Origin of the sequence: Methylovorus sp. MP688 (genome assembly GCF_000183115.1) — a bacterium.
GTDB lineage: Bacteria > Pseudomonadota > Gammaproteobacteria > Burkholderiales > Methylophilaceae > Methylovorus > Methylovorus glucosotrophus.
The window spans coordinates 2186862-2211709 of sequence record NC_014733.1; the positions used below are offsets into that span (position 1 = coordinate 2186862).

General features: G+C 54.8%; 26 protein-coding genes and 1 tRNA gene. 18 read left to right on the plus strand and 9 right to left on the minus strand.

Features of this window, described 5'->3' with window-relative positions; genetic code table 11:
* Positions 1–128 precede the first annotated feature (128 nt).
* Genes panD through MPQ_RS10380 form a run of 4 tightly spaced genes read left to right on the plus strand, consistent with a single transcriptional unit; the run spans position 129 to position 2822 of the window.
* The gene (gene panD, locus MPQ_RS10365; protein ID WP_015830742.1) at positions 129–521 is read left to right on the plus strand and encodes an aspartate 1-decarboxylase; all 393 of its coding nucleotides are present in this window, start codon (positions 129–131) and stop codon (positions 519–521) included.
* Complete coding sequence (gene rsfS / locus MPQ_RS10370; protein ID WP_015830743.1) at positions 522–884, plus strand: ribosome silencing factor; 363 nt, start codon at positions 522–524, stop codon at positions 882–884.
* 10 nt (positions 885–894) lie between these two features.
* On the plus strand, positions 895–1362 hold the full coding sequence (gene rlmH, locus MPQ_RS10375) for a 23S rRNA (pseudouridine(1915)-N(3))-methyltransferase RlmH (RefSeq protein WP_041362319.1): 468 nt from the start codon (positions 895–897) through the stop codon (positions 1360–1362).
* 14 nt (positions 1363–1376) lie between these two features.
* A complete protein-coding gene (locus tag MPQ_RS10380; protein WP_013442897.1) occupies positions 1377–2822 on the plus strand; it encodes a deoxyribodipyrimidine photo-lyase in 1446 nt (481 codons plus the stop codon).
* Here the strand turns inward: MPQ_RS10380 and MPQ_RS10385 are convergent.
* Complete coding sequence (locus tag MPQ_RS10385) at positions 2819–4219, minus strand: sugar porter family MFS transporter (protein ID WP_013442898.1); 1401 nt, start codon at positions 4217–4219, stop codon at positions 2819–2821. The two genes, MPQ_RS10380 and MPQ_RS10385, sit on opposite strands and share 4 nt — an antisense overlap.
* A gap of 119 nt (positions 4220–4338) precedes the next feature.
* Between MPQ_RS10385 and MPQ_RS10390 the strand changes: the two genes are divergently transcribed.
* Entirely contained in the window at positions 4339–4653 is a 315-nt protein-coding gene (locus tag MPQ_RS10390; RefSeq protein WP_013442899.1) for a hypothetical protein, read from the plus strand.
* Between the two features lie 20 nt (positions 4654–4673).
* On the opposite strand, the gene MPQ_RS10395 is transcribed toward MPQ_RS10390, so the two are convergent.
* Positions 4674–5675, minus strand: a complete 1002-nt coding sequence (locus MPQ_RS10395; RefSeq protein WP_013442900.1) for a class 1 fructose-bisphosphatase — start codon at positions 5673–5675, stop codon at positions 4674–4676.
* A 232-nt stretch (positions 5676–5907) separates the two neighbouring features.
* On the opposite strand from MPQ_RS10395, the gene MPQ_RS10400 reads away from it, so the two are divergent.
* The gene (locus MPQ_RS10400) at positions 5908–6648 is read left to right on the plus strand and encodes a VacJ family lipoprotein (RefSeq protein ID WP_013442901.1); all 741 of its coding nucleotides are present in this window, start codon (positions 5908–5910) and stop codon (positions 6646–6648) included.
* A 95-nt stretch (positions 6649–6743) separates the two neighbouring features.
* Here the strand turns inward: MPQ_RS10400 and pmbA are convergent, their stop codons facing one another.
* Positions 6744–8111 carry a metalloprotease PmbA gene (gene pmbA / locus MPQ_RS10405; protein WP_013442902.1) on the minus strand — a complete coding sequence of 456 codons (1368 nt, stop codon included), beginning with the start codon at positions 8109–8111 and terminating at the stop codon, positions 6744–6746.
* 39 nt (positions 8112–8150) lie between these two features.
* On the opposite strand from pmbA, the gene yjgA reads away from it, so the two are divergent.
* Positions 8151–8714 carry a ribosome biogenesis factor YjgA gene (gene yjgA, locus MPQ_RS10410; RefSeq protein WP_013442903.1) on the plus strand — a complete coding sequence of 188 codons (564 nt, stop codon included), beginning with the start codon at positions 8151–8153 and terminating at the stop codon, positions 8712–8714.
* 76 nt (positions 8715–8790) lie between these two features.
* On the opposite strand, the gene MPQ_RS10415 is transcribed toward yjgA, so the two are convergent.
* Together MPQ_RS10415 and MPQ_RS10420 are read right to left on the minus strand one after the other, a co-directional pair.
* Complete coding sequence (locus MPQ_RS10415) at positions 8791–10776, minus strand: site-specific recombinase (protein ID WP_013442904.1); 1986 nt, start codon at positions 10774–10776, stop codon at positions 8791–8793.
* Positions 10777–10893: 117 nt separating this feature from the next.
* Positions 10894–11670, minus strand: coding sequence for a PDZ domain-containing protein (locus MPQ_RS10420; protein ID WP_013442905.1), 777 nt, complete (start codon positions 11668–11670; stop codon positions 10894–10896).
* Between the two features lie 98 nt (positions 11671–11768).
* Between MPQ_RS10420 and mog the strand changes: the two genes are divergently transcribed.
* From mog to MPQ_RS10445, 5 genes are all read left to right on the plus strand, one after another.
* On the plus strand, positions 11769–12359 hold the full coding sequence (gene mog, locus MPQ_RS10425) for a molybdopterin adenylyltransferase (protein WP_041362323.1): 591 nt from the start codon (positions 11769–11771) through the stop codon (positions 12357–12359).
* Between the two features lie 11 nt (positions 12360–12370).
* The gene (thiL, locus tag MPQ_RS10430) at positions 12371–13327 is read left to right on the plus strand and encodes a thiamine-phosphate kinase (RefSeq protein ID WP_013442907.1); all 957 of its coding nucleotides are present in this window, start codon (positions 12371–12373) and stop codon (positions 13325–13327) included.
* A 133-nt stretch (positions 13328–13460) separates the two neighbouring features.
* On the plus strand, positions 13461–14555 hold the full coding sequence (locus tag MPQ_RS13580) for an HAF repeat-containing protein (RefSeq protein ID WP_013442908.1): 1095 nt from the start codon (positions 13461–13463) through the stop codon (positions 14553–14555).
* Positions 14556–14623: 68 nt separating this feature from the next.
* Positions 14624–15142, plus strand: a complete 519-nt coding sequence (locus tag MPQ_RS10440; protein ID WP_013442909.1) for a phosphatidylglycerophosphatase A — start codon at positions 14624–14626, stop codon at positions 15140–15142.
* On the plus strand, positions 15115–15615 hold the full coding sequence (locus MPQ_RS10445; protein ID WP_013442910.1) for a CinA family protein: 501 nt from the start codon (positions 15115–15117) through the stop codon (positions 15613–15615). The genes MPQ_RS10440 and MPQ_RS10445 overlap by 28 nt, the downstream gene beginning before the upstream one ends.
* A gap of 81 nt (positions 15616–15696) precedes the next feature.
* Here MPQ_RS10445 and MPQ_RS10450 read toward each other — a convergent pair whose 3' ends face one another.
* Positions 15697–15996 carry a hypothetical protein gene (locus MPQ_RS10450; protein ID WP_041362848.1) on the minus strand — a complete coding sequence of 100 codons (300 nt, stop codon included), beginning with the start codon at positions 15994–15996 and terminating at the stop codon, positions 15697–15699.
* A 282-nt stretch (positions 15997–16278) separates the two neighbouring features.
* On the opposite strand from MPQ_RS10450, the gene recA reads away from it, so the two are divergent.
* The 5 genes from recA to MPQ_RS10475 all read left to right on the plus strand — a co-directional run bounded on the left by recA (position 16279) and on the right by MPQ_RS10475 (position 22003).
* A complete protein-coding gene (gene recA / locus MPQ_RS10455) occupies positions 16279–17313 on the plus strand; it encodes a recombinase RecA (RefSeq protein ID WP_013442912.1) in 1035 nt (344 codons plus the stop codon).
* Positions 17314–17326: 13 nt separating this feature from the next.
* Complete coding sequence (locus MPQ_RS10460; RefSeq protein ID WP_013442913.1) at positions 17327–17890, plus strand: regulatory protein RecX; 564 nt, start codon at positions 17327–17329, stop codon at positions 17888–17890.
* Between the two features lie 30 nt (positions 17891–17920).
* Positions 17921–20545 carry an alanine--tRNA ligase gene (gene alaS / locus MPQ_RS10465; protein WP_013442914.1) on the plus strand — a complete coding sequence of 875 codons (2625 nt, stop codon included), beginning with the start codon at positions 17921–17923 and terminating at the stop codon, positions 20543–20545.
* Between the two features lie 78 nt (positions 20546–20623).
* Positions 20624–21847, plus strand: a complete 1224-nt coding sequence (locus MPQ_RS10470; RefSeq protein ID WP_013442915.1) for an aspartate kinase — start codon at positions 20624–20626, stop codon at positions 21845–21847.
* Between the two features lie 62 nt (positions 21848–21909).
* Positions 21910–22003, plus strand: a tRNA-Ser gene (locus MPQ_RS10475).
* 778 nt (positions 22004–22781) lie between these two features.
* On the opposite strand, the gene MPQ_RS10485 is transcribed toward MPQ_RS10475, so the two are convergent.
* Together MPQ_RS10485 and MPQ_RS10490 are read right to left on the minus strand one after the other, a co-directional pair.
* Positions 22782–23225, minus strand: coding sequence for a site-specific integrase (locus tag MPQ_RS10485; protein ID WP_369750516.1), 444 nt, complete (start codon positions 23223–23225; stop codon positions 22782–22784).
* Between the two features lie 154 nt (positions 23226–23379).
* Positions 23380–23853: a hypothetical protein gene (locus MPQ_RS10490; RefSeq protein ID WP_148225290.1), complete on the minus strand. Its 474-nt coding sequence runs from the start codon at positions 23851–23853 to the stop codon at positions 23380–23382.
* Between the two features lie 68 nt (positions 23854–23921).
* On the opposite strand from MPQ_RS10490, the gene MPQ_RS10495 reads away from it, so the two are divergent.
* Entirely contained in the window at positions 23922–24245 is a 324-nt protein-coding gene (locus MPQ_RS10495) for a P-loop NTPase fold protein (protein WP_049821903.1), read from the plus strand.
* A 120-nt stretch (positions 24246–24365) separates the two neighbouring features.
* Here MPQ_RS10495 and MPQ_RS10500 read toward each other — a convergent pair whose 3' ends face one another.
* Entirely contained in the window at positions 24366–24602 is a 237-nt protein-coding gene (locus tag MPQ_RS10500; protein ID WP_013442918.1) for a hypothetical protein, read from the minus strand.
* Positions 24603–24848: the final 246 nt, after the last annotated feature.

Consider the following 24848-nt stretch of genomic DNA (forward strand, 5'->3'; position numbering starts at 1 on the left):
CGCCATTCATGATGCGGCGATCATCAGGGGAAAGGCCGTGTTTGTCGGCGCCGCGCTAAAAACTTCGTTTATTCAGCGTGTTGTTTACCTTATAATGATCGGCCGAATTGAACAAACCCAGACCAACCATGCAAAGAACCATGCTCAAATCCAAATTGCACCGTGTGCGCGTGACGCACTCGGAGCTGGACTATGAGGGCTCCTGTGCGATTGACGAGGCATTGCTCGACGCCGCCGATATTCGCGAGTACCAGCAGATCGACATTTACAACGTCAACAATGGCGAGCGCTTCACCACCTATGCCATTCGTGCCGAGCGCAACTCGGGCGTGATCTCGGTCAATGGCGCAGCTGCACGCAAGGCAAGCCCTGGCGATTTGCTGATCATTGCGACCTATGCCACGTACAGCGAAGTTGAGCTGGAAAAATTCAAGCCCCAGCTGGTATATGTTGATGCGCAAAACCGCATCAAGGACCAGCGTCAGGCAATCCCCGTACAAGTATCTTCACAGGCCGCCTGAATGTTAGAACTAGAAGCAATGAAACTGGCCGTCATCGACGCGCTGGAAGATATCAAAGCCTTTGATATCACCGTGATGGACGTGCGCAAGCTGACCTCCATGACCAATTACATGATCGTCGCCAGCGCCAATTCCACGCGTCAGGCCAAAGCAGTTGCCGACAACGTGCGTGAAAAGCTGCGCGAAAAAGGTGTGCCACTGCGCGGTACCGAAGGCGAAAAAGAAGGCGAATGGGTGCTGGTTGATCTGGACGATATCGTCGTTCACATCATGATCCCGACCGCCCGCGCCTACTACAATCTGGAACAGCTCTGGGGCGAAACCGAGAGCCGTCGTTCCGCCTCCCAGGCCAGCAACGCCTGAGTCTTTCCCCTTGAAACTGCGTATTCTCTCAGTCGGCCACAAAATGCCCGACTGGGTGGAAACAGCCTGCACTGAGTACCTGAAGCGCATGCCGCGCGAAGCAAGTATCGAGATTGTTGAAATCAAGCCGGACAAGCGCGCCTCTGGCAAAAATGCCGAGGTAGTGCAGGAAGCGGAAGCCAAGCGCATTCTGGAAGCCGTGGGCAAGGATTATCTGATCGCCCTTGATGAGCGCGGCCAGGAAGTGACCACGGTGCAGCTCGCTGCCCGCATGGAAACCTGGCTGACCAGCGGGCGGGATATTGCCCTGGTCATTGGCGGCGCTGACGGTTTGCATGCCAGCGTCAAATCGCGTGCCGAGTGGCTGTGGGGCTTGTCCAAGCTCACCCTGCCTCATGGCATGGTGCGCGTATTGCTGGCCGAGCAACTTTATCGCGCCTGGACAGTCATTCAGCATCATCCTTACCACCGCGAATAGCGGGCTCTCTCCTTATGACAACCTCGTCCTACGCCCTGGTCTGGTTTCGCCGCGACTTGCGCGACTTTGACCACGCCGCGCTCTACCATGCACTTAAAGCGCACACGCATGTCTATTGCGCCTTTGTGTTTGATACCGACATTCTGGATGCCCTGCCAGACCGCGCCGACCGCCGGGTTGAGTTTATATGGGAAAGCGTACGTGAGTTGCAACAGGCCCTGCGATCACAAGGTGGGGATCTTATTATGCTGCATGCCTGTGCCAAAGAAGGCATCCCGGCATTGGCCGTTAAACTCAAGGCCAGCGCGGTTTACAGCAATCGCGACTATGAGCCTGATGCCGTCGCGCGCGATGCCGAGGTAGCAGCCAAGCTCGCCAGCCACGATATTGCGTTTCATCAGTACAAGGATCAGGTGATTTTTGAACAGGATGAGGTGCTGACGCAGGCAGGCAAACCTTATGGCGTATTCACCCCCTACAAAAATGCTCACCTGAAAAAGCTCAATGACTTTTATCTGCAAGCCTATCCGGTAGACCGTTACCGCCAGCACCTGGCCGCTGCTGACAAAACGGAGATGCCGACCCTGGAATCCATGGGCTTTGCCCGCACCAATCTGGGGGAGATGAAATTACCCACCGGCATGTCCGGCGGCCAGCAGCTGTTTGCGGAATTTCAGGAGCGCATGGCCCGCTACAAGGACGCGCGGGATTTTCCTGCGGTCAAAGGCCCGTCTTATCTATCGGTGCATTTGCGCTTTGGCACGGTGTCCATCCGCCATCTGGCACGCACCGCCTGGCAACAACACAATGCAGGCGCGGAAACCTGGCTGAACGAACTGATCTGGCGTGATTTTTACTTCCAGGTATTGCATCACCATCCACAGGTAGCCGCTGGCCGGGCTTTCAAGCTGGAATTTGATGCGATTGCCTTCCCCAACCAGCAGGCGCTGTTCGATGCCTGGTGCGAAGGCCGCACCGGTTATCCGCTAGTGGATGCCGCCATGCGCCAGCTCAACCAGACCGGCTATATGCACAATCGCCTGCGCATGGTCACCGCCAGCTTTCTGGTCAAGGATCTGCTGATCGACTGGCGCTGGGGCGAGCGTTATTTTGCCGAACGGTTGATTGATTTTGATCTTGCTGCGAATAATGGCGGCTGGCAGTGGGCGGCCTCGACCGGCTGCGATGCCCAGCCCTGGTTCCGCATTTTCAACCCCGTCACGCAATCCGAAAAATTTGATGCGCAGGGCAAATTTATCCGCAAATACGTGCCGGAATTGGCAGCCTGCCATGAGAAGGAAATTCACGCGCCGTGGTTGATGCCACCCTTGCGCCAGCAGAGTCTGGGCTTGGTCATCGGCAAAGATTATCCCGCGCCTGTGGTAGAGCACAGCGTGCAGCGCGAAAAAGCGCTGGCGCTATACAAAAACGCGTCTTCCACTGCACTGCCTGAAGATTAATCTCCCAACGCGCGCAAGGCCTTGCCACTGAAGAGATTGCGCTCGATGCGCTCCAGCGATACGCCACGCGTTTCCGGCACCAGCAGCAGGGTCAGCAAAATAAACAGCAGATTGCACCCGGCGTAGAACCAGAAGGTATGGGCACTGCCCAGCACATTGAGCATGGTGAGGAAGGTCGCACCGACCACCATATTGGCAATCCAGTTGGTAAAGGTGGACACCGCAATACCAAAATCACGGCCGCGCAAGGGCTGTATCTCGGAACACAATACCCAGACCAGCGGACCGGCAGACATGGCAAAGCCGGTGATAAAGATCAGCAGCATCGCCACCGCCGCCATCTGCTGCGCCTGACTATCAATGCCGATATGCATCAGCAGGCCCAGCACGCCTATGCCCAGGCCCATGGTCAAAAAGCCGACATAAAGCACCGGTTTGCGGCCCCAGCGGTCCACCAGCGCAATGGCAATAAAAGTGGCCAGCACATTGGTCAGCCCCACAATCACCGTGCCCCACATCTGGGCCACCGGATCGTTAAAACCAGCCAGGTCAAAAATGCGCGGCGCGTAATACATGACCACATTCATGCCGGTCAGTTGCTGCATGATCTGCAACAGCATGCCAAGATATACGGCCCGGCGCACGTGCCGGTTGGCAAAGAACAAGCCCCAGCCCTGCTGTTTTTGCGCGAGCTGCTGGCGGATTTCATCCAGCTCGTGTTCAACCTCGGTTTCATTGACACGCAACTGCTGCAAGACGCGGCGGGCATGCGCCTCACGTCCGCGCAGCATGAGCCAGCGCGGACTACGCGGCAGCAATAAAACCCCGAAAAAGAGAATCACGGCCGGGATGGCAATAATGCCCAGCATCCAGCGCCATGCGCCGCTATAACTGAAGAAGGTATTGGAAAGAAAGGCCAGCAGAATGCCGAGCGTGATCATGAGCTGATAAAGCGAGATCATGGAGCCGCGCACTTTGCCAGGCGCGATCTCGGACAAATACAAAGGCGCGGTAAACGAGGCGATACCCACCGCCAGCCCCAGCAGCACGCGCGCCAGTATCAGGGGCACCGGCCCCCAGGCGAGCGCGCATAACAACGAGCCCACCACAAACAGCAATGCGCCCAGCAACAGGGAATATTTGCGCCCAAGTCGATAGGATAACCAGCCCGCAGCCAATGCGCCGAAGGCGGCACCAAACATCATGGAACTGACGATCCATTCCTGCACCTGGTCGGGCACATCAAACTCGCGGGCAATGAATGGCAGCGCACCGGAAATCACCCCGATATCGAGTCCAAACAGCAAGCCCGCCAGGGCACCAAGCAGGCCGGTCATGAACACCTTGCGCCTTACCTGCGTGGCATGACGGCTGGTAGCAGAGAGTATTTCGCTCACACAACAACTCCTGTGCCGGGTTGATGCCGCATGTTAGCATGGGCTGCGTCAAAAGCTTCTGAACAAAGCGCGCTTTCCATAGTCATTCAGACAACATTCGTAAACCTACAGGAGTCTTTATGTCACACAATCAAGCCGCCATTGAAGCCATTGCCGACCGTTTTACCGAACTGGTGCAGCAAGCCTTTGATAACGCCTATGAAGTCAACGACACCGACACCACCTTCAGCGAGTTTGTGGAAGAGCTGTTCGAAAACATTGAACAGGTATTCTCTGAACATGTCGCCACCGAGGTGCTGCAATTTACCGACAAAGAAGTCGAAAGCTATAACGGCGGCAGCGGTCTTTATCTGGACGACATTCAACCCCTGCTGGACGATGATGAAGACGACGAAGAAGTCGAGGATGATTACGACGACGAGACCGAGCACTAAATCGTGCGCCGGTGCTTTTGTTACTCGGCACTGAAATAGTCCTGCACACGCTCAACCTCATGGCGCGAGCCCAGAATCACCGACACGCGCTGGTGCAAGGCATGCGGCACAAGCTCCAGCAAACGCTGGCTGCCTGTGCTGGCCAAGCCACCAGCCTGCTCCACCAGCATGGCCATGGGGTTAGCTTCATATAGCAAACGCAACCTGCCGCCTTGGGCGGCATTTTTATTGTCCATGGGGTACATGAAAATCCCGCCGCGCAACAGAATCCGGTGCACCTCGGCCACCATGGAGGCTACCCAGCGCATATTGAAATCCACACCGCGTGGTCCGCTGGCACCCTGCACGCACTCATCCACATAGCGCTTGATGGCGGGCGGCCAATGGCGCTGGTTGGACATATTGATGGCAAATTCGCGGCTATCATCAACTATCCGCATTTGCGGATGCGTCAGCATGAATTCACCAGTGCCATGATCCAGCGTAAACCCATCCACCCCACTCCCGGTCGTGATCACCAGCATGGTAGAAGAACCATACAAGGCATAGCCCGCGCATACCTGCTGCACACCGGGCTGCAAAAAGTCTGCCAGTTGCGGCTGGACGACGCCTTCCGGGCAACGCAATACCGAAAAAATGGAGCCCACTGAAATATTGACGTTCACATTCGATGAGCCATCCAGGGGATCAAACAGCAACAAATACCGGCCATGCACTCCCTCCGGCATCAGGTATGGATCGTCCATCTCTTCGGAGGCCATGCCAGCCAGCAATCCACTTGCCTGATTACTTTCCAGGAAAATCGTGTTGGCAATCACATCCAGCGCCTTTTGTACTTCACCCTGCACATTCTGGCTGCCGAGGTCGCCCATGGTGCCCAGCAAGGCCCCCTGATTGACCGCCTGTGCCACGCGTTTGCAGCTGGTGACAATATCGTTAAGTATCAGCGTCAGCTCACCAGTCGCCCCGGCATGCTGCTGCTGGGCGCGCGTCAGGTAGTGTTGTATGGTCATCAATGACATGCGACAAGGTTCCTTGAATAGACAATCATGAGCGGCACTCACCAGCAAAAAGCATCACCCGGCGTGCAGTGACCATTCTCGTCACCAGTGTCAGATTTTCGCAACTGAATCACTGGTGAAGCACAGCAAAAAAGTGGACAATGCACAGGCCGTCGGTTAAAGTCCGATGTGGTTTCCGGCCCGGGCCGGTCGTCCAACGCAATAATATCAATCATACAGTTTGGAACAACGCATGCGCACCAAATCATATGCCGTCATTGCCAGCCTCGTCTTGGCCTCCCTGTTATCAGGCTGTGCCTCGCAAGCCAACAAAGACCCGCTCGAAGGCCTCAATCGTGGCGTTTACAAATTCAATGACACTGCTGACAAAGCCGTCATCAAGCCAATCGCAGGGGCATACAAGGCCGTGATGCCATCTCCCGTGCGTTCTGGCGTAAGCAACTTCTTCAACAACCTGGGTACCTTTGTATCCGTGATCAACAATCTGTTGCAGTTCAAGATTGACAATGCCATGAGCGAAGCTGGCCGCTTCGTCATCAACAGCACCTTCGGTATTGCTGGTCTGATTGATGTAGCATCCAAAGACGGTATTGAGCGTCACCCTGAAGACTTCGGTCAAACCCTGGGTTACTGGGGTGTAGGCAATGGCGCCTATCTGGTGCTGCCTTTCCTCGGCCCAAGCACACTGCGCGACACTGGCGGTCTGGTCGTCGACACCGTGGCCTTTGATCCGATCAGCTACGTAGACAATCCACGCACACGTAACCAGGCTCGTCTGCTGAACCTGATCGACAAGCGTTCACAATATCTGCCAGCAAGTGACTTGCTGGACGATGCAGCACTGGACCCATACGCCTTCATGCGTGATGCCTACCTGCAACGTCGTGCCAACCAGATCAATGATCACGTCACCGCAACCGATGACGACGATGATGATCTGCCACAGCCTAACGTGAATGGCGACAAGAAATAAGTCAGACCTGATCTGACCCAGCAAAAAGCCCGGCATGCCGGGCTTTTTGTTTATCTACAAATTTGCTTCCCTGCTTGCGGGCAGGCGCCCTGCGCTTAATCCCCTGCCACCGTCATCTGCTCAATCAGAATAGAGCCCACCTGCTTGGAGCCCTGCACCAGCACATCATTACCGATGGCCACGATCTGCATGAACATATCGCGCAGATTGCCGGCAATGGTAATTTCTTCTACCGGGTGAACAATCACACCATTCTCCACCCAAAAACCGGCAGCGCCACGCGAGTAATCGCCGGTCACCATATTGATGCCGTGCCCCAGCAGTTCAGTCACCAGCAAACCGGTACCCATTTGGCGCAGCAAACCATTCAGATCTTCGGCAGGCTTGCCTTGCTGGCTCACCAGCAGATTATGGTTGCCACCGGCATTACCTGTGGTTTGCATGCCTAATTTGCGCGCGGAATAACTGGAAAGCACATAGCCCTGCAGCACACCGTTTTCCACCAGCATGCGGGACTTTGTGGCAACACCTTCGTTATCAAACGGGGCACTGGCGAGTGCGCCGCGAATATGCGGCTGCTCGCTGATATTCACAATGGATGACATCACCGACTTGCCGAGAGAATCCAGCAGAAAGGATGACTTGCGATACAGACTGCCGCCAGAAACAGCGCTGATCAGATGAGAAATCAGGCCGGATGCCAGCGAGGCATCAAACAGCACCGGCACTTGCGCGGTCTTGATGCGGCGGCAGCCCAGGCGACGCACGGTGCGTTCCCCTGCCAGTTGGCCGATGTTTTTCGGGCTATCGAGCCAATCTGCGTTGCGGGCCGTGCTGTACCAGTAATCACGCTGCATGGCATCGGCTTCTTCGGCGATCACCGAACAACTGATACTGTGCCGTGAACTCAGGTAGCCACCGGAAAATCCATGGCTATTGGCATAGGAAAACAGGCCTTCATAGGTCGAGACAGAAGCCCCTTCCGAATTGGTAATGCGCTTATCCACTGCACGCGCCGCATCTTCACATTCGGTAGCCAAACGCACGGCATCATCCACCGAAATCGTCCAGGGATGATGCAGATCCAGATCCGGCACGTCGCGCGCCATCAGCGCCGCGTCAGCCAGACCACAAAACTCGTCTTTAGCGGTGTAGCGGGCGATATTGCAGGCTGCCGCCACGGTATCCTGCAAAGCTTGCGGATTCAGGTCCGAGGTACTGGCATGGCCTTTTTGCTGGCCAAAATACACGGTGACTGACATGCCTTTATCACGGTTGTACTCAATGGTCTCCGTCTCGCCCATGCGCACGGACACATTCTGCCCGACACCAAAACTGACCTCCGCCTCAGCGGCACTGGCGCCCGCGGCCTTGGCCAGTGCCAATACGCGCGCGCTCATTTCGCGCAGATCATCCAGCGTATGACTGAATCCGGTGGTTGGGGCAACGTGGGTTACGCTCACATTAAGTCTCTTGGGGAAAAACTGCTATCATACCCCAGCATGAAACCTAATGAGACAAACAACGCCGCCGAGGCGGATATCGAAGACAGCCCGCTCAGCAAGACCAAGCGCAAAGCGGCCATGGATGCACTGCAGGATCTGGGCGTGACGCTGGTCGGCCTGCCCAAGGAAAGACTGGCCAAGCTGGATCTGCCAGAAGCGCTGAATGATGCGATACGGGAAGCCAAGCGCATTACCGCCAATGGCGCGATCCGTCGCCAGATGCAATACATCGGCCGCCTGATGCGCAATGTGGATACCGCCCCCATCATCGACCAGTTGCAACGCTGGGAGGGCAAGCACAACGCCGAAACTGCCTATTTTCACCAGTTGGAGCGCTGGCGCACCCGCCTGATCGAAGAAGAAGCCGCGCTGCAGGACTTCATGTCGCATTTCCCGGCGGTGGATATCCAGCAGTTGCGCACGCTGATACGCAATGCCCGCCGTGAAGCCGCCGCTAACAAACCGCCGAAAAGCAGTCGCGAACTGTTCAAACTGCTGCGTGAAGTCACCGCGCCCGGCGCAGCGCCTGAGGAAGAACCCGAAGACGAAGCGGAAGAGTAACGAGCCAGCATACCCAGGCTCCACATCGCCGCATAAAAAAAGCCCGCTTGAACCAGCGGGCTTTTTTTACATGGCATTAATGCCCATGACCAGATTCCGTCTCCGGCTCACTCCGTGGCGGTGGCAGGAAAAACTTGCCGGGCTCATTGTTCAAGCGCTTGAGCAAGGTCACCAGAAAGCGACGCCATTGCACAAAGCTCACCTTGCGCGACTTCATCGCCACATACAGCGCCAGACTGAAACTCACCAGCAGATTGACCGTGCCGATCAGCAACACGCTCACGGCGGCAATGACAGCCAGTTGCCAGGTAATATTGAAATCGAGGGCGGTAAACGAGAAGCCGACAAACGCGGATGAAAAGGCAATATGCCGGATATCAATCGGCAGGCCCAGCAAGACGCCCAGACCTGACATGCCGCCCAACAGGCAACCGAAGTAAAAGTTACCCGCCAGCGCCCCCAGGTTGTTTTCCACATACTTCGCCACGCGTTCCAGTCGTGCAGGCCCCAGCAACACCCGCAACCAGCCGAGGGCTTTTAGGCGTTGCGGGATCTTGTTATAGATCGCAAGATTGTCGTGATAGCCCGCAATCAGCCCAGACAGGAACAGGCAAACCCCGGCGATACCGGCGTAAATCAGCGCCCCGCTATGCCACGGGTGAATATCGGCCAGCAATTTGTGCGCTTTTTCCGGGGGAATAAAATGACTGCCGGTGAGGGTATAGATCGCCCAGCCAATCAGCATCGCCACCGGCACGGCGAGTGACACATTGCCGATAATGGCAATGGTCTGGCTGCGTATGGTCTGCGCGATGATATTCACCAGATTATCCATCTCCCGGCTCTTGCCATCACTGGCATCAATACTGGCGGCAATGGCGGCGGCGGTCATTGCGGGCTGCTTGGTCGCCACCGTAAAGTGCAGGATATGAATGATGACAAAGCCCAGCCCGTAATTGAGGCTGAACAGGATGGCCTCGGTCAGCGGGGCATAATGTTTGCCCGCGGTGATGATCTTTAGCATCGCCATGAAGGCGATGATAATGCCCGCCCCCATGGCCGAGCGCATCAGGCCATAGTATTCGCGGCGATTGCTGGTGATGTAATGCTCGCCGGTGCGGCTGGCATTTTCGGTCACGCGCAGGGCCAGCAGCTCCATGTTCTCGCGCCAGTGCTTGCGCACATCATTCTTGTGGCATTCGGCGGAAACCAGCTCTTTCAACAGATGCACAAACTCAAGATTCGCGCTCTCCCCGGCGCGCTGGCTGGCAATAATGCGTAACAGGCGCTCCAGGCGGCGTATCTGCTGCGTCATGCGTTGCAGCAAAAAGGTCAGATGAATGCTGGTCCCGGTTTGCGAGCTGTTGCGGCGTATCTTGCCTATCACTTCACCGCACTGATCCAGCATGACCAGAATATGCCGTATGTCGTTTTTGTCATCCTCGGGCGCTTCAAGAAAATTGCCCAGCTCCACATTCTGGATAATGAAGGGCGAAGCATGGTTTTCCAGCTCAGGATGACTGCGTATCAGCTCAGGCTCCAGGCCAGAGGCCGACAGACGGTAGGACAGCACCTGAACGGCATCCAGCAGGCCGCGTTTGCAGGCTTCCAGCAGGCGCGTATCCGCCTCGTCAAATCGCATGGCTTCCAGCAGTTGCAGCCAGACCTCGTCGGGCACGGCAATGACCCATAGCTCATCTTGCCGGCGCCGGAAAATCTGCCCGAAGACATCTTTCACATATTGCGGGTCTACGGCTTCGGGCAATAATTTGTGGCCCACGCGCCGGAACATTTCAGTAAAGAATCCGCTGCTGGGCTGAATGCCCGCATCCACATACAGCGAGACCGGGCGACGGCCGCCCAGCAAGCCCAGCACGGCTTCATGCAAAGCCTGGGCAAGCACAGGTTCGCGATTCAGCACATGACATAGCGCCTGGATGGCATGCGCAGCATGGTCGCGGTGGTCGCCACGTGCCGGCCGTATCTGATCCACCAGATCGGCCAGCAGGCGCACAGGCTCGCTTTTGTGTTGCAGGTAGTCGTGGAGGATTTTATCCATCATGGCTTATTGCTTTTGTTATGGGGTTAGCTGGATTGTAAGCATGCACGAACGTGCCTGCCAATGGGAATAAAAGCGAAACACGTCCGGCACACAGCGAATGTGCCGGACAGCAAAACACTACTGAGGACGCTGATTCAGGGTGATCATGGCTTTGCCCGGGCTGCCGCTGCGGCGGAAATCCACCTCGACGGTTTTACCGGCATATTGTCTGGCGGCGCGCGTCAGGGACTCCGGCTTGTCGAGGTTAACTTCCCCCAGACGGGTCAGCACATCACCATCCACCAGACCGGCCTTGTCGGCAGGCGACTGCTTCACCACGGCCACCACCGGCAAACCAGGCTGGTCTGGCGCCACCGGGCCATTCACATGCACACCGATTAATGGCGGCGCCAGTTTCACCCAGTACGAGGCAAAGTAATGATAGCGCTGCTTGGCCTCATCCACGGGTGCAGGAGCATCGCCTGCCGCTTTCGGTTCTGCCGCTGCTGCTTTTTGGGCTGCGGCCTGCTGGCGCAATTGCTGCAACTTCATGCTGGCAGGCGTGCTGCCAGTCAGCTGGGTATAAACCAGTACCAGATCCGCCTTCACCTGCCTGGCCTGCTCGGTAGCCAGCTCTGGCGCCACGTCACCGGATTCAAAACTGGAATAGCCCAGCATGTCATAGCCCTGCTCCAGCATACGCTTGTAATCGCCCTCTTTTTTATCGCCCAGGTAGAGCTTGGGGCCATTCGGATCTGGAGCCAGCAGCGTCGCGGGCTGCGGATGGCTGACATAGGTCTCGGTATAGGGATTGCCATTGCTGGCACGGGTATTATCCACCGGCACCGGTTGCGGCTTCTGGCTGGCACAGCCCACCAGCGCAACGGCTAGCAACAGGCTCGTGATGTAATGCATGGTGACTCTCCTCGGAGGTTCAGCCGAAAGCACATGTCGGCTGATGTTATGATAATGGCATTCTTGATTTTGTTATTACGATTGCGTAGACAACCACTATGTCAGAACAATTCCTTACCGTCGGCTTAGTTTCCGTGAGTGATCGCGCCTCCGCTGGCGTGTATGAAGACAAAGGCATCCCTAGTCTCAAGGCATGGCTGGACAATGTACTCCTTACCCCCTGGCAGGCGGTGGCACGCATCATCCCCGATGAGCAAGCCGAGATTGAAGCAACCCTGCGCGACCTGGTCGACCATGAAGGCTGCGACCTGGTACTCACCACCGGCGGTACTGGCCCGGCGCTGCGCGATGTGACGCCTGAAGCCACCCTGGCTGTCGCCGACAAGGAAATGCCGGGCTTCGGCGAGCAGATGCGGCAAATCAGCCTGCATTTTGTGCCCACCGCCATTCTTTCGCGCCAGGTAGCCGTTATCCGCAAGCAGAGTCTGATCATCAACCTGCCCGGCCAGCCTAAAGCCATACAGGAAACTCTGGAAGGCCTGAAAGATGCCGATGGCAAGACCGTGGTGCCCGGCATTTTTGCCGCCGTGCCTTATTGCCTGGACCTGATCGGCGCACCGTATATCGAAACCAAAGAAAGCATCGTCAAGGCGTTTCGCCCCAAATCCGCCATCAAACCGCAAGCCTGAACACCCGCTGCATGACACCTGAATTCGACCTGATCGCCCGCTACTTTAGGCGCCCACAGTTGCACACCGAGCTGGGCATAGGCGACGATGCCGCCCTGATCGCCGTGCCTCCAGGCCATCAACTCGCCATATCTGCCGACATGCTGGTCGCGGGCACGCATTTCTTTGCAGATGCCGCCCCTTACGGGATAGGCTGGAAATCGCTGGCCGTCAATATCTCGGACATGGCCGCCATGGGGGCGGAAGCCCGCTGGGCAACGCTGGCTATCGCCCTGCCAGAAATCAAGGAGGCCTGGCTGGCTGAATTCAGTCGCGGCTTTTTTGATTGCGCAGACCGTTTTGGCGTATCGCTAATAGGCGGTGATACCACGCGCGGCCCGCTCACCATCAGCGTACAAATCATGGGTATCGTACCGCAGCAGCAGGCCCTTACCCGCAGCGGTGCCAAGGCAGGCGATGATATCTGGGTCTCAGGCCCACTCGGCACTGCCGCATTGGCACTCGCCGCCATGCAAGGCCACTACCCGCTCACAGCCGATGCGCTGGCCGAATGCAGCGTGGCGCTACATCAACCACAGCCTCGCGCGGCACTCGGGCTGGCATTGCGCCAGCTAGCTCACAGCGCCATTGATATTTCCGATGGTTTGCTGGCCGATCTCGGCCATATTCTGCAAGCATCGCAGCTGGGGGCAGATATCCGGTTTGCCGATATTCCCCTCTCACCCATCACCCGCCAGCATATTGCAGACAACGCGGTGCAATCCTTTGTGCTCGGCGGCGGTGATGATTATGAGCTCTGCTTTACCGCGCCATTCGCCAAGCGTGAACAGATTGCCACGCTAGGCAGGCAGCTAGGCTTGAGCCTGGGCGTGATTGGCCAGACGAGAGCGCAGGCAGGTGTGGATGTTTACGATGCCGGGGACACGCGGCTCGATATCAAAAAAGCAGGCTTTGATCATTTCGCATAACTACATTTCAATAACAAATCAATACATTACGTTTGATATATTCTTTTAGGGCAAGATTAGTGCATTAGGGCTATACCCGTAAACTTCAGGCAGGCATACGATCAGTTTCTTGCGTTATCCGGGGAGACTTATCATGAAAGTGATTTCTGGAATTGCACTAGGCCTTATTGGACTGTTGGCGTCTGTCAGCAATCTGCAGGCTGCACCAAGTTACAACCTCACCTCGATTTACAACGCCAGCTTAATCAATCCCTACGGCACCCCATATATCAACGACCTGGGGGAAATCGCCGTCAGCAATGGTGTTCGCAGTGCGTCAGGCAATTGGAGCTACCTTAACCCAATTGGCTCATTTGACTCCGGTCCTGGCTATGCCTACGTCACTGGCATTAATAATCTCGGGCAAACCGTAGGCTCATCGACTACCACGGGCATGTATATGGGTGCGGTGGTCTGGAATGGCACCACCCCCACTGGCATTGACGATGGCACAGCCCGGGGAAGCACCCTGACAGACATCAACAATCATGGACACTGGGTCGGGTATGGAGAAAACCACGAGTTTGCCTACCCCTTGGCAGAAGGCATCACATTAGGGTCTGCCACCTATTATGGAAGAGCAACACTGCACGGTCTTAACGATATGGGGGTTGCGGTTGGCCAAGCCATTACGCATGAACAGATCCCCGCGACCCAGGCAATATCGTGGTCTGCTTCTGGCATGCAACTCTTGGACAATCGGGTTATTACGGATGTCGATAACAATATTGTGGCGTATTGGCAGAGTATAGCCAATGACATCAATAACGCCGGACAGGTCATCGGCCAGGCGGAATACGAAGCCGGTCTGCATGCCACCTTATGGGAAAACGGCAGCATGCTGGATCTTGGCACACTGGGAGCATCCGACTATAGCAATGCCTATAAAATCAATGAGGCGGGAATCGCGGTAGGCGACTCCAATGACCGGGCGGTCTCTTTTCAGGCCGGTCAGGTGCTGGACCTTAACCTGCTGGTAGACCCGGCCATTCTGGCGAGTGGCTGGATACTCAGCAAAGCGACAGATATCAATGAGCTGGGGTGGATAGTCGGGATCATGAACAACACGCTTACAGGGCAATCCGAATTGTTTCTGCTCAAACCCATCAGCGCGGTACCTGAGCTCAGTACATGGCTGATGATGCTGATTGGAGCAATAGTGGCTTTGCGAAGACGCCCTATGGCATAAGGCCGCCCATGCCATATTGCTGAGCAGGGTTGGCAGCACCTGAGATGAATGCGCTATGATGACCAATCATGCACCTCATTCAGGAACAAAGATTGATCCACTGGCCAGACCGTCATTTTCTGCTGCGACACCCAGCGCACTTCCTGGCGCTGGGTTTTGGCAGCGGCCTGCCTCGCAAGGCGCCGGGCACCTGGGGCACGCTGCTGGGCATCCCATGTTTTATCGGCCTGATGCAACTGGCCGAGCCCCTGCACTACCTCATTCTCGCCGGCATGTTCCTGCTCGGCATCTATATCTGCGGCATCGCGGGCAAGGCACTTGGCGCCTCTGACCATGGCAGCATTGTGTGGGATGAGATTGTGGCTTTCATGCTGGTGCTGGAATTCACACCGCTCAGCTGGCAGGCATGGCTCGCCGCGTTCCTGCTGTTTCGTCTGTTCGATATCTGGAAACCCTTCCCCATCAACCTGAGCGATCGGCATATCAAGGGCGGCCTGGGAGTCATGCTGGATGACTTGCTGGCAGCAGGGTATGCCATTGCCTTTTTGCAAGGCGGCTTATGGATAAAACTGAATTACTGGAGCTGACACGCAGCCTAGGCAACACCCTGCAGCAGCAAGGCTTGCTGCTGTCGCTGGCGGAGTCCTGTACGGGCGGCATGGCCGCCAGCCTGATTACCGAAATCCCAGGCAGCTCAACCTGGTTTGAGAGCGCGCATATCACTTACAGCAACGCGGCAAAAATCAGCATGCTGGGGGTTAATCCGGCGACTCTGGAGACTTATGGCGCAGTAAGCGAACAGACGGCGATTGAAATGGCCCACGGGGCGTTACATCGAGGTCGCGCCCATATTGCAGCGGCGATTACCGGCATTGCCGGTCCCGGCGGCGGCACGCAGGCCAAGCCGGTGGGCATGGTGTGCTTTGCCTGGGCCACACCGGGTAATATTGTCAGCACTACCCGCCATTTCAGTGGCAATCGCCAGCAAATCCGGGCACAAGCCGTGCAAGCTATTTTCGAAGGTCTGCTACAACTGCTCAAGCAACCCATGCAGGCGTAAAAACAGCTGACGATCAGACATAAAAAAGCGACTGCTTTTCAGGCAATCGCTTTTTTACCTTATGGGCGAAGACCGCCCTTTTTAGCGCCAGCCACCATGCCGACCACGGTCATGATGGTGGTAGCGGCCACCGTCATATTCCCGGTAGTAAATCCGAGGTTCATACGGCCGGTAGTACACAGGAGGGGGTGCGCCAAAATACACCACTGGCGGTGCACGATAAATCACTGGGGGGGGTGCGTAATAAGCCCCGGGCGGCGGGCCGTAATAACCTGGCCCACCAATGTTGAGGCCAATACTGAAAGAATCGTGGGCGTGGGCGGCACCCATGCTAGCCAGTGTCAGCGTCAGACCCAGCAGCAAGCGTTTGAATAATCTCATGTTCATCTCCTCATCACTTCCATGGTGTGGAAGTCATGCTTAAAACGTGTTTGCCCCGAATTCTGTTTACAGCTTTAAAACGCGATACTTTAATTTTTTTATACCTACCGTTGTGTACCTATGACCGCAATCTGCGCATGAGGTTCGCTGGCAGTGACGCATGTCATTTATCTTGAGCCAGAAGAGCGGAAAGGCGACAGCAATGCGCGTCTTTGCTTACCTTAAGTACTGAATTATGAAATAATTACAGGCTTTATCAGGCACACCAACAAAGGCAGATTCATGGACGAAAACAAAAGCAAAGCGCTCGCCGCGGCCCTCTCGCAAATCGAGAAGCAATTCGGCAAAGGTTCTATCATGCGCATGGGCGATACGGATGTCGCAGCCGACATTCAGGCCGTATCGACCGGCTCGCTCGGCCTCGACATCGCGCTGGGCATTGGCGGCTTGCCTCGCGGCCGCATCATTGAAATCTACGGTCCGGAATCTTCCGGCAAAACCACACTGACGCTGTCTGTCATCGCCCAGATGCAAAAAATGGGCGGCACCGCAGCCTTTATCGATGCCGAACACGCACTCGACCCACAATATGCCCAAAAGCTCGGCGTTAACGTTTCCGACCTCCTGATCTCGCAACCAGACACGGGCGAGCAAGCCCTGGAAATCGCCGACATGCTTGTACGCTCAGGCTCAGTGGATATCGTGGTAGTGGACTCGGTGGCTGCACTGACACCCAAAGCCGAAATCGAAGGCGAAATGGGCGACTCCCACATGGGTCTGCAAGCCCGCCTGATGTCGCAAGCGCTGCGCAAGCTGACTGCCAACATCAAGCGCACCAATACCCTGGTGATTTTCATCAACCAGATCCGCATGAAGATCGGTGTGATGTTCGGCAACCCCGAAACCACCACCGGTGGTAACGCCCTGAAGTTTTACGCATCGGTTCGCCTGGATATCCGCCGCACCGGCGCGATCAAGAAGGGTGACGAAGTGATTGGCTCCGAAACCCGCGTCAAAGTGGTCAAGAACAAAGTTGCGCCGCCATTCAAGCAGGCTGAGTTCGACATTCTGTACGGCGAGGGCATTTCGCGCGAAGGCGAAATCATCGAGATGGGCGTTAACCTGAAACTGGTTGAAAAATCCGGCGCCTGGTACAGCTACAAGGGTGAAAAGATTGGTCAGGGCAAGGATAATGCCCGCGAATACCTGCGCGAGCATGCTGACATTGCCAATGAAATTGACGCCAAAATCCGCGCCAATTCCAATCTGGCCGGTGCCGCCATGACCGTCGCCCCGGATGACGACGGCGAAGAGTAAAGCCATAAGCGCGTTGCGTGAGCGTGCCCTGGCCTTGCTGGCCAGGCGCGAACATACAGCGCTGGAACTGAAGCGCAAGCTGATGCGCAAACCGCAGCAGCCTGGCAGTAGACGTTTCCCCCGGCAAGATGCTGAAGATTTTTCGGCGGACGCCGATGTAGTAGCGCAGGCCGATGTCCCTGAGCAGCCCGCAATACCAGACGATGAGCTGGAAGAGCACGTGGATCAGCTGCTGCAGGACTTCAAACAGCGTGGCTGGTTATCCGAGCAACGCTTTACCGAGCAGGTGGTACACGCGCGCCAGCAGAAGTTTGGCAGCATGCGCATTGCGCATGAGCTCAAGCAAAAAGGCGTGGATGACACGCTGATTGCCGAAGCCATGCAGCAGGTAAAGCAGGATGAATTCAGCCATGCGCTGCAGATTTATCGCAAGAAATTTGCGCAGCCGCCAGCCAGCCGCGAAGAATGGGCGAAGCAGGCCAGGTTCATGCAGAGCCGCGGTTTCAGCATGGACATGATCAAGCGGGTGATCAACGCAGGTAATCAGGTCGAAACAACAGACAGTGAAGACAGGTAGCGCAGTGCGCTGCCAAGCATAAGGCACAACATGAAGAGCAAAGAAATACGTCAGCAGTTTTTGGACTTTTTCGCGTCCAAGGGGCATCAGGTCGTGGCATCCAGTTCGCTGGTGCCGCATGGCGACCCTACCCTGCTGTTTACCAATGCGGGCATGAACCAGTTCAAGGATGTGTTCCTGGGTTTTGACAAGCGCCCCTATACCCGCGCAGCCAGCAGCCAGAAATGCGTACGCGCAGGCGGCAAGCACAATGACCTGGAAAACGTCGGCTACACCGCCCGCCACCATACCTTCTTTGAAATGCTGGGCAATTTCAGCTTTGGCGATTACTTCAAGCGCGATGCCATTGCCTATGCCTGGGAACTGTTGACCGAAGTCTACAAGCTGCCCAAGGAAAAACTGCTGGTCACGGTCTACGCCGAAGACGATGAAGCCTACGACATCTGGACCAGGGAAATGGGCGTGCCTGCCGACAAGGTTATCCGCATTGGCGATAACAAAGGCGCGCGCTATGCCTCCGACAACTTCTGGATGATGGGCGACACCGGCCCCTGCGGCCCCTGTACCGAGATTTTCTATGATCACGGCGCACACATCTGGGGCGGCCCTCCCGGCAGCCCGGAAGAAGACGGCGACCGCTTCATCGAAATCTGGAACAACGTGTTCATGCAGTTCAACCGCGATGAACAAGGCGTGATGCATCCCTTGCCCAAGCCATCGGTGGACACCGGCATGGGTCTGGAGCGTATCTCCGCCGTGCTGCAAGGCGTGCATGCCAATTACGAAATTGATCTCTTCCAGGCACTGATCAAGGCCGCCGCCCGCGAAACCAAAACAACCGACCTGGAAAGCCCATCACTCAAGGTATTGGCTGACCATATCCGTGCCTGCAGCTTCCTGATTGCCGATGGTGTCATCCCCGGCAATGAAGGCCGCGGCTATGTGCTGCGCCGCATCATCCGCCGCGCCATTCGCCACGGCTACAAGCTGGGCGTGCGTGCTGCCTTCTTCTACAAGCTGGTGCCGGACCTCGTGATCGAAATGGGCGAGGCCTACCCCGAGCTGGTGAGCAACCAGACCCGTGTGATGGACACCCTGAAGCAGGAAGAAGACCGCTTCTTTGAAACCATCGAAAACGGCATGGCGATTCTGGAGACCGAACTGGCCGACATCGCCGCCAAGGGTGGCAAGACCTTCAATGGCGAAACCGCCTTCAAGCTGCACGACACCTATGGCTTCCCGCTGGACCTGACCGCCGACGTCTGTCGCGAGCGCGATGTTACCGTCGATGCCGCCGCCTTTGACGCCGCCATGGCACGCCAGAAAGATCAGGCACGTGCCGCTGGCAAGTTCAAGATGTCCGCCAATCTGGAGTACGAAGGTGCCGCCACCCAGTTCCATGGCTACGAAAAGCTGGAAAGCGATGCGCTGGTGCTGGCGCTGTACAAAGACGGCGCGGCCGTTGACAGCCTGAGCGAAGGCGAAGTTGGCGTGGTCGTGCTGGACAACACACCGTTCTACGCCGAATCGGGCGGCCAGGTGGGCGATAGCGGCGAGCTGCGCGCCAGCGACGGCATCTTTACCGTAGAAGATACCCAGAAAGTACAAGCCAGCGTATTTGGCCACCATGGCGTGGTCACCACCGGCAAAATCAGCAAGGGCGATAGCCTGAAAGCTCGCGTTAACACCCGCGCCCGCGCTGCCACCATGCGTAACCACTCCGCCACCCACCTCATGCACAAAGCGCTGCGCGAAGTGTTGGGCGGCCACGTGCAGCAAAAAGGCTCGCTGGTGGATAGCGAAAAAACCCGCTTTGACTTCGTGCACACCGCGCCTTTGACTGACGACGAAATCCGTCAGGTAGAAGCACTGGTCAATGCTGAAATTCTGGCCAATGAAGCCACCCAGGCCCGCGTGATGGGCATTGAGGATGCGCAGAAAACCGGCGCCATGATGCTGTTCGGCGAAAAATACGGCGATGAAGTGCGCGTGCTGGATATCGGCAGCTCGCGCGAGCTGTGCGGCGGCACCCATGTCAGCCGCACCGGCGATATTGGTCTGTTCAAGATCACTGGCGAAAGTGGCGTGGCCGCGGGCGTGCGTCGCGTGGAAGCCACCACGGGCGAAAATGCGCTGAAGCTCATGCAGCAACAGCAAGCCCTGCTGGGTCAGATCGCCGCAGAGCTGAAAGCCCCCGCCAGCGAAGTCCCGGCCAAACTGGGCCAGTTGATGGACAACGTCAAAACCCTGGAAAAAGAACTCGCCCGCCTCAAATCCAAGCTCGCCTCCTCTCAAGGGGATGATCTGGTGAATCAGGCCGTGGATCTCGGCGGCATCAAGGTGCTGGCAGCCACGCTGGAAGGCGCAGACGCCAACACCTTGCGCGAGACGATGGACAAGCTGAAAGACAAGCTGAAATCGGCTGCCATCGTGCTGGCAAGCGCCAACGACGGCAAGGTTAGCCTGGCAGCGGGCGTAACGCCTGACTTGATCGCCAAACTAAAAGCGGGCGAACTGGTCAACTTCGTCGCCGGGCAAGTGGGCGGCAAAGGCGGCGGCAAACCCGACATGGCAATGGCAGGCGGCACCGACGCCAGCCAATTGCCACAAGCGCTCAGCAGCGTTGAAGGCTGGGTAAAAGCAAAGTTGAATTAAGCTCCCGCATCGACAAGGCTTCACGCCCTGTCGGTAAAGGCGCGCATCTGCAGTTTAATTAATTAGGCTACAAGACACATGGCACTTATCGTACAAAAATACGGCGGCACTTCAGTCGCCAACCCAGAGCGGATCAAGAACCTGGCGAGCCGCGTGGCCCGCTACAAAGCGCTTGGTCATCAGGTCGTGGTCGTGGTTTCGGCCATGTCTGGCGAAACCAATCGCCTGATTGCCCTGGCCAAGGAAATCATGCCCACACCAGACCCACGCGAGCTGGATGTGATGGTATCCACCGGCGAGCAAGTCACCATCGGCCTCACCGCCATGGCGCTGATGGACCTCGGCCTCAAGGCCAAGAGCTACACCGGCAGCCAGGTGCGCATTGTGACCGACAGCGCCTTTACCAAAGCGCGCATCCTGAATATTGATGAATCCCGCATCCGCGCTGACCTGAATGCAGGTTATGTCGTGGTCGTTGCTGGCTTCCAGGGCGTGGACGAGCAAGGCAACATCACCACCCTGGGCCGTGGCGGCTCAGACACCACCGGCGTAGCGATTGCCGCTGCGCTCAAGGCCGATGAATGCCAGATCTACACCGATGTAGACGGCGTCTACACCACCGACCCGCGCGTGGTGCCCGAAGCCCGCCGGCTCAAATCCATCACCTTTGAAGAAATGCTGGAACTCGCCAGCCAAGGCTCCAAGGTATTGCAGATTCGCTCGGTCGAGTTTGCAGGCAAATACAAGGTCAAGTTACGCGTGCTGTCCAGCTTTGAAGAAGAAGGCGACGGCACCCTGATTACGTTTGAGGAAAATGACAACATGGAACAACCTATCATCTCCGGCATCGCCTTCAACCGCGACGAAGCCAAAGTGACCGTGCTCGGCGTGCCCGACCGCCCAGGCATCGCCTACCAGATCCTCGGTCCCATCGCCGATGCCAATATCGACATCGACATGATCATCCAGAACGTCAGCGCCGATGGCACCACCGACTTCACCTTCACCGTTCATAAAAACGAGCTGAGCAAGGCTCTGGACATCCTGCGTGGCGTACAAGCGCACATCAATGCCCGCGAAATCGTAGGCGACGACAAAATTGCCAAGGTATCGGTAGTTGGTGTCGGCATGCGCTCGCACGTCGGCATCGCCAGCCAGATGTTCCGCACCCTGGCCGAAGAAGGCATCAATATCCAGATGATTTCCACCAGCGAAATCAAAATCGCCGTCGTCATCGACGAAAAATACATGGAGCTCGCCGTCCGCGTTCTGCATAAAGCATTTGATCTGGAAGAAGCTTAAAAAGATAAGCGCCACGAGCGTTGATTTTTGGGGCGTAATCAAGTATTGTTACGCCCTCGTGCGGAGAGCTGGCCGAGTGGTCGAAGGCACTTCCCTGCTAAGGAAGCATACGGGCTTAAACCTGTATCGAGGGTTCGAATCCCTCGCTCTCCGCCAAAGTTTCAAAGGCACATCATCAAGTTTTACTGGAATAAAATCCTGCTTCTTGTATAATGCACGCCTCACGCGCCCGTAGCTCAGCTGGATAGAGTACTTGGCTACGAACCAAGGGGTCAGGAGTTCGAATCTCTTTCAAAAAAATAAGCAAAGAAAAATTAGAATTTGTAAACGAAATAAAACCAGCAGGGCTCTATTATGAACTGCCAATTCTTAAGTTCAGTTCTTTGATGTAAATGTATTCATAGAAGAACTACTAAAGCTTGAGTATAGAGATCGATGGACTTTAGTAAAATACTTAACAAAAGAAAGATATCAATTAACGAGTTATGCAGTAAAAATAGTATCTGAATACGCATGGCATAAAAAGGTTTCTATCGCGTTAAGGAAAGCATCTAAAAAGGAAGGCGTTGTTAGAAGGAATCATTTCTTAGAACTTGCTGATGCTTTTTTAGAATGTAGTGAAAATATAAAAAATATTAAGGATGAATCCATACTTGATGTTAACTAACTATAAAAAAACTACACTTCGCTCATTTATCCATGGATTCACATATCCGACTATAAATTTCAGATATGAAATTTGTTACCAATACTGACCATATCCAATATGGTTGCATTTGGGTGGCGTCGATAATAAAGTGATGGAAAGTGCTGCAAGTCCATGTTTATAAAATAATTTATTTTTTAATAACGCCACTACAAGCCAAGGGGTCAGGAGTTCGAATCTCTTCGGGCGCACCAAACAAACAAAAGGCTAGCTTATGCTAGCCTTTTGTCATTTCTGGCCGTGTGCCACATTTGTGTCATGCTCCGACACACTCACTCCCCTTAATTCGCAAAGCTTGTCCGCATAAGGCGCCAGATGATCCGCTGAAAGCTGGGCGTAGCGCCTCACCATCTCAGGACTCTCCCAACCGCCTAGCTCCTGCAAGGCAAATAATGGTGAGCCATTTTGCACATGCCAACTTGCCCAAGTATGCAGTAGATCATGCCAGCGGAAGTCTTCAATACCCGCCGCTGCTAATCCTTTATACCAAGCCTTAGTGCTGACTTGGATAATCGGCTTTCCTCGATAGCTGAATACAAACCGGGGGTGCCGCCCCATCTGTTTACGGATCAGCAACACAGCTTCAGCATTCAGCGGTACTGCTATCGCTTTACGTGCTTTAGCTTGGTCTGGATGTATCCATGATATGCGCCTTTTAGGCGGTCGTGGTATTCCTGCGCGAGGGTTTCCTGCTCAGTCCCAGTAGATCGGTGAATATCAATGCAAGGGCTCCTTGAGTTCCTCCAAACAATAAACGAACAAAAGGGGGACAGAACCCTGAGGGAAATTTATTTCCCCCTCACTCGAATCTTCTTCGATTTTCTTTCTATTCTCTGGTCGGATTGATATCGCCCGAGACGAATTTCCAGAAATTAGAGAATTTTTCAGAAATCCCTAGCCCCACTGATCTATAAGAGTTTGGGCCAGTTTCATCAAAAAGGTCTCGAATTTTTATCCCTAGAATATCCTCATACTTATGTATAGTCTTTTTGCTATGGACAAGGTAAAGGACTTTGCAACCCACATGATGCCCAATACGCAGCATTCCCAGAGCAGCTTCGAGCTCATCCAGTACTCCAACGAAATTAGTGATTGCCTCTTTCTCAATCTGATCAAGAAAGTTGAGTTGTTCTAGTGTTAGGTGCGCCACACGACTATGATTTTCCTTGACATCTTTTGAGGGGGTTACCATCTCTGCAATACTGTTAATAAGCTTCTCAGAAGTTTTAGAAGGTCGGGTCATAAAGGTTTCATCCGATTTTTGGGAGAAAATATTATTAGAAATATTTAGAAAGGACACATAAAGTCCCCTCCCATAGCAACGAAAGACACATCAAAAAAAAATTGAAACATAACGAAGGAGTAATAATGAGCGATATAAATAAACTAATAAAAGAATATATAGAATCCTACTGCGAGAAAAAAGAAGCTCCAGGATATGCAATATTAATTAAAGGGAAATGGGGTACAGGAAAAACATGGTTTATAAAAAAAATCAAGAATGATCTCGAAGGTAAGAGACTAAAGCTAATACATATAAGTGTATATGGCATGGGGAGTATATCGGAAATTGATAATGAACTTTACCGTGCAGTTCATCCAATACTTGGTTCTAAAAAAATGGTACTCGCGGGGAAGTTATTTAAGGGATTTATTAAAACATCAATACATGTTGATTTAGACTTATGCTAGCCTTTTGTCATTTCTGGCACTGCTGTTGCCTTGCGATGCGTTAACTTATCAGGCAACGTTTAAACACCCGACTTTTCATCTGACTTTACCGGTAGGTTTCGGACAGATCAATGCGCCTGGCTATTCCTTCGCTAAGTAATAATCCGCCACTTTTTCTTCACAAACTTCCAGATTTGCAGAGGCCAAATCCAGGGATTGGGTCGGTGTCACGGTGTAATCATGGTAATGAAAGCTATCGGTTGCGTGGACATAGACCAGTTTCCCAACGATATTTTCATAAGAATAAGCGTCATAAATCTCATCTGATATTTCTGAGTTTCTGACAAATTCCAAATGCTCTCTTGGGTTGGATTCCATGGATTCTCCTGAATTGGTTTAAATCGATTTCTAGAATTGTAGAGCTGGGTAGGTTAATTATCTTTGCTGATTAAATCCAAACGCATCCAGCACAATATGATCATTCGTCCAATCTAACACCATTTGCGAGCGTCTGCTATTGGCCGATAGCGTTTGGCCCAGGCATTCAAGCATCCCCTTTCTCCCCCGCCTGCGCACCTTTCGCCCCCCATCACCAAATCCTCCTACACCCCTTTAAGGACTTTA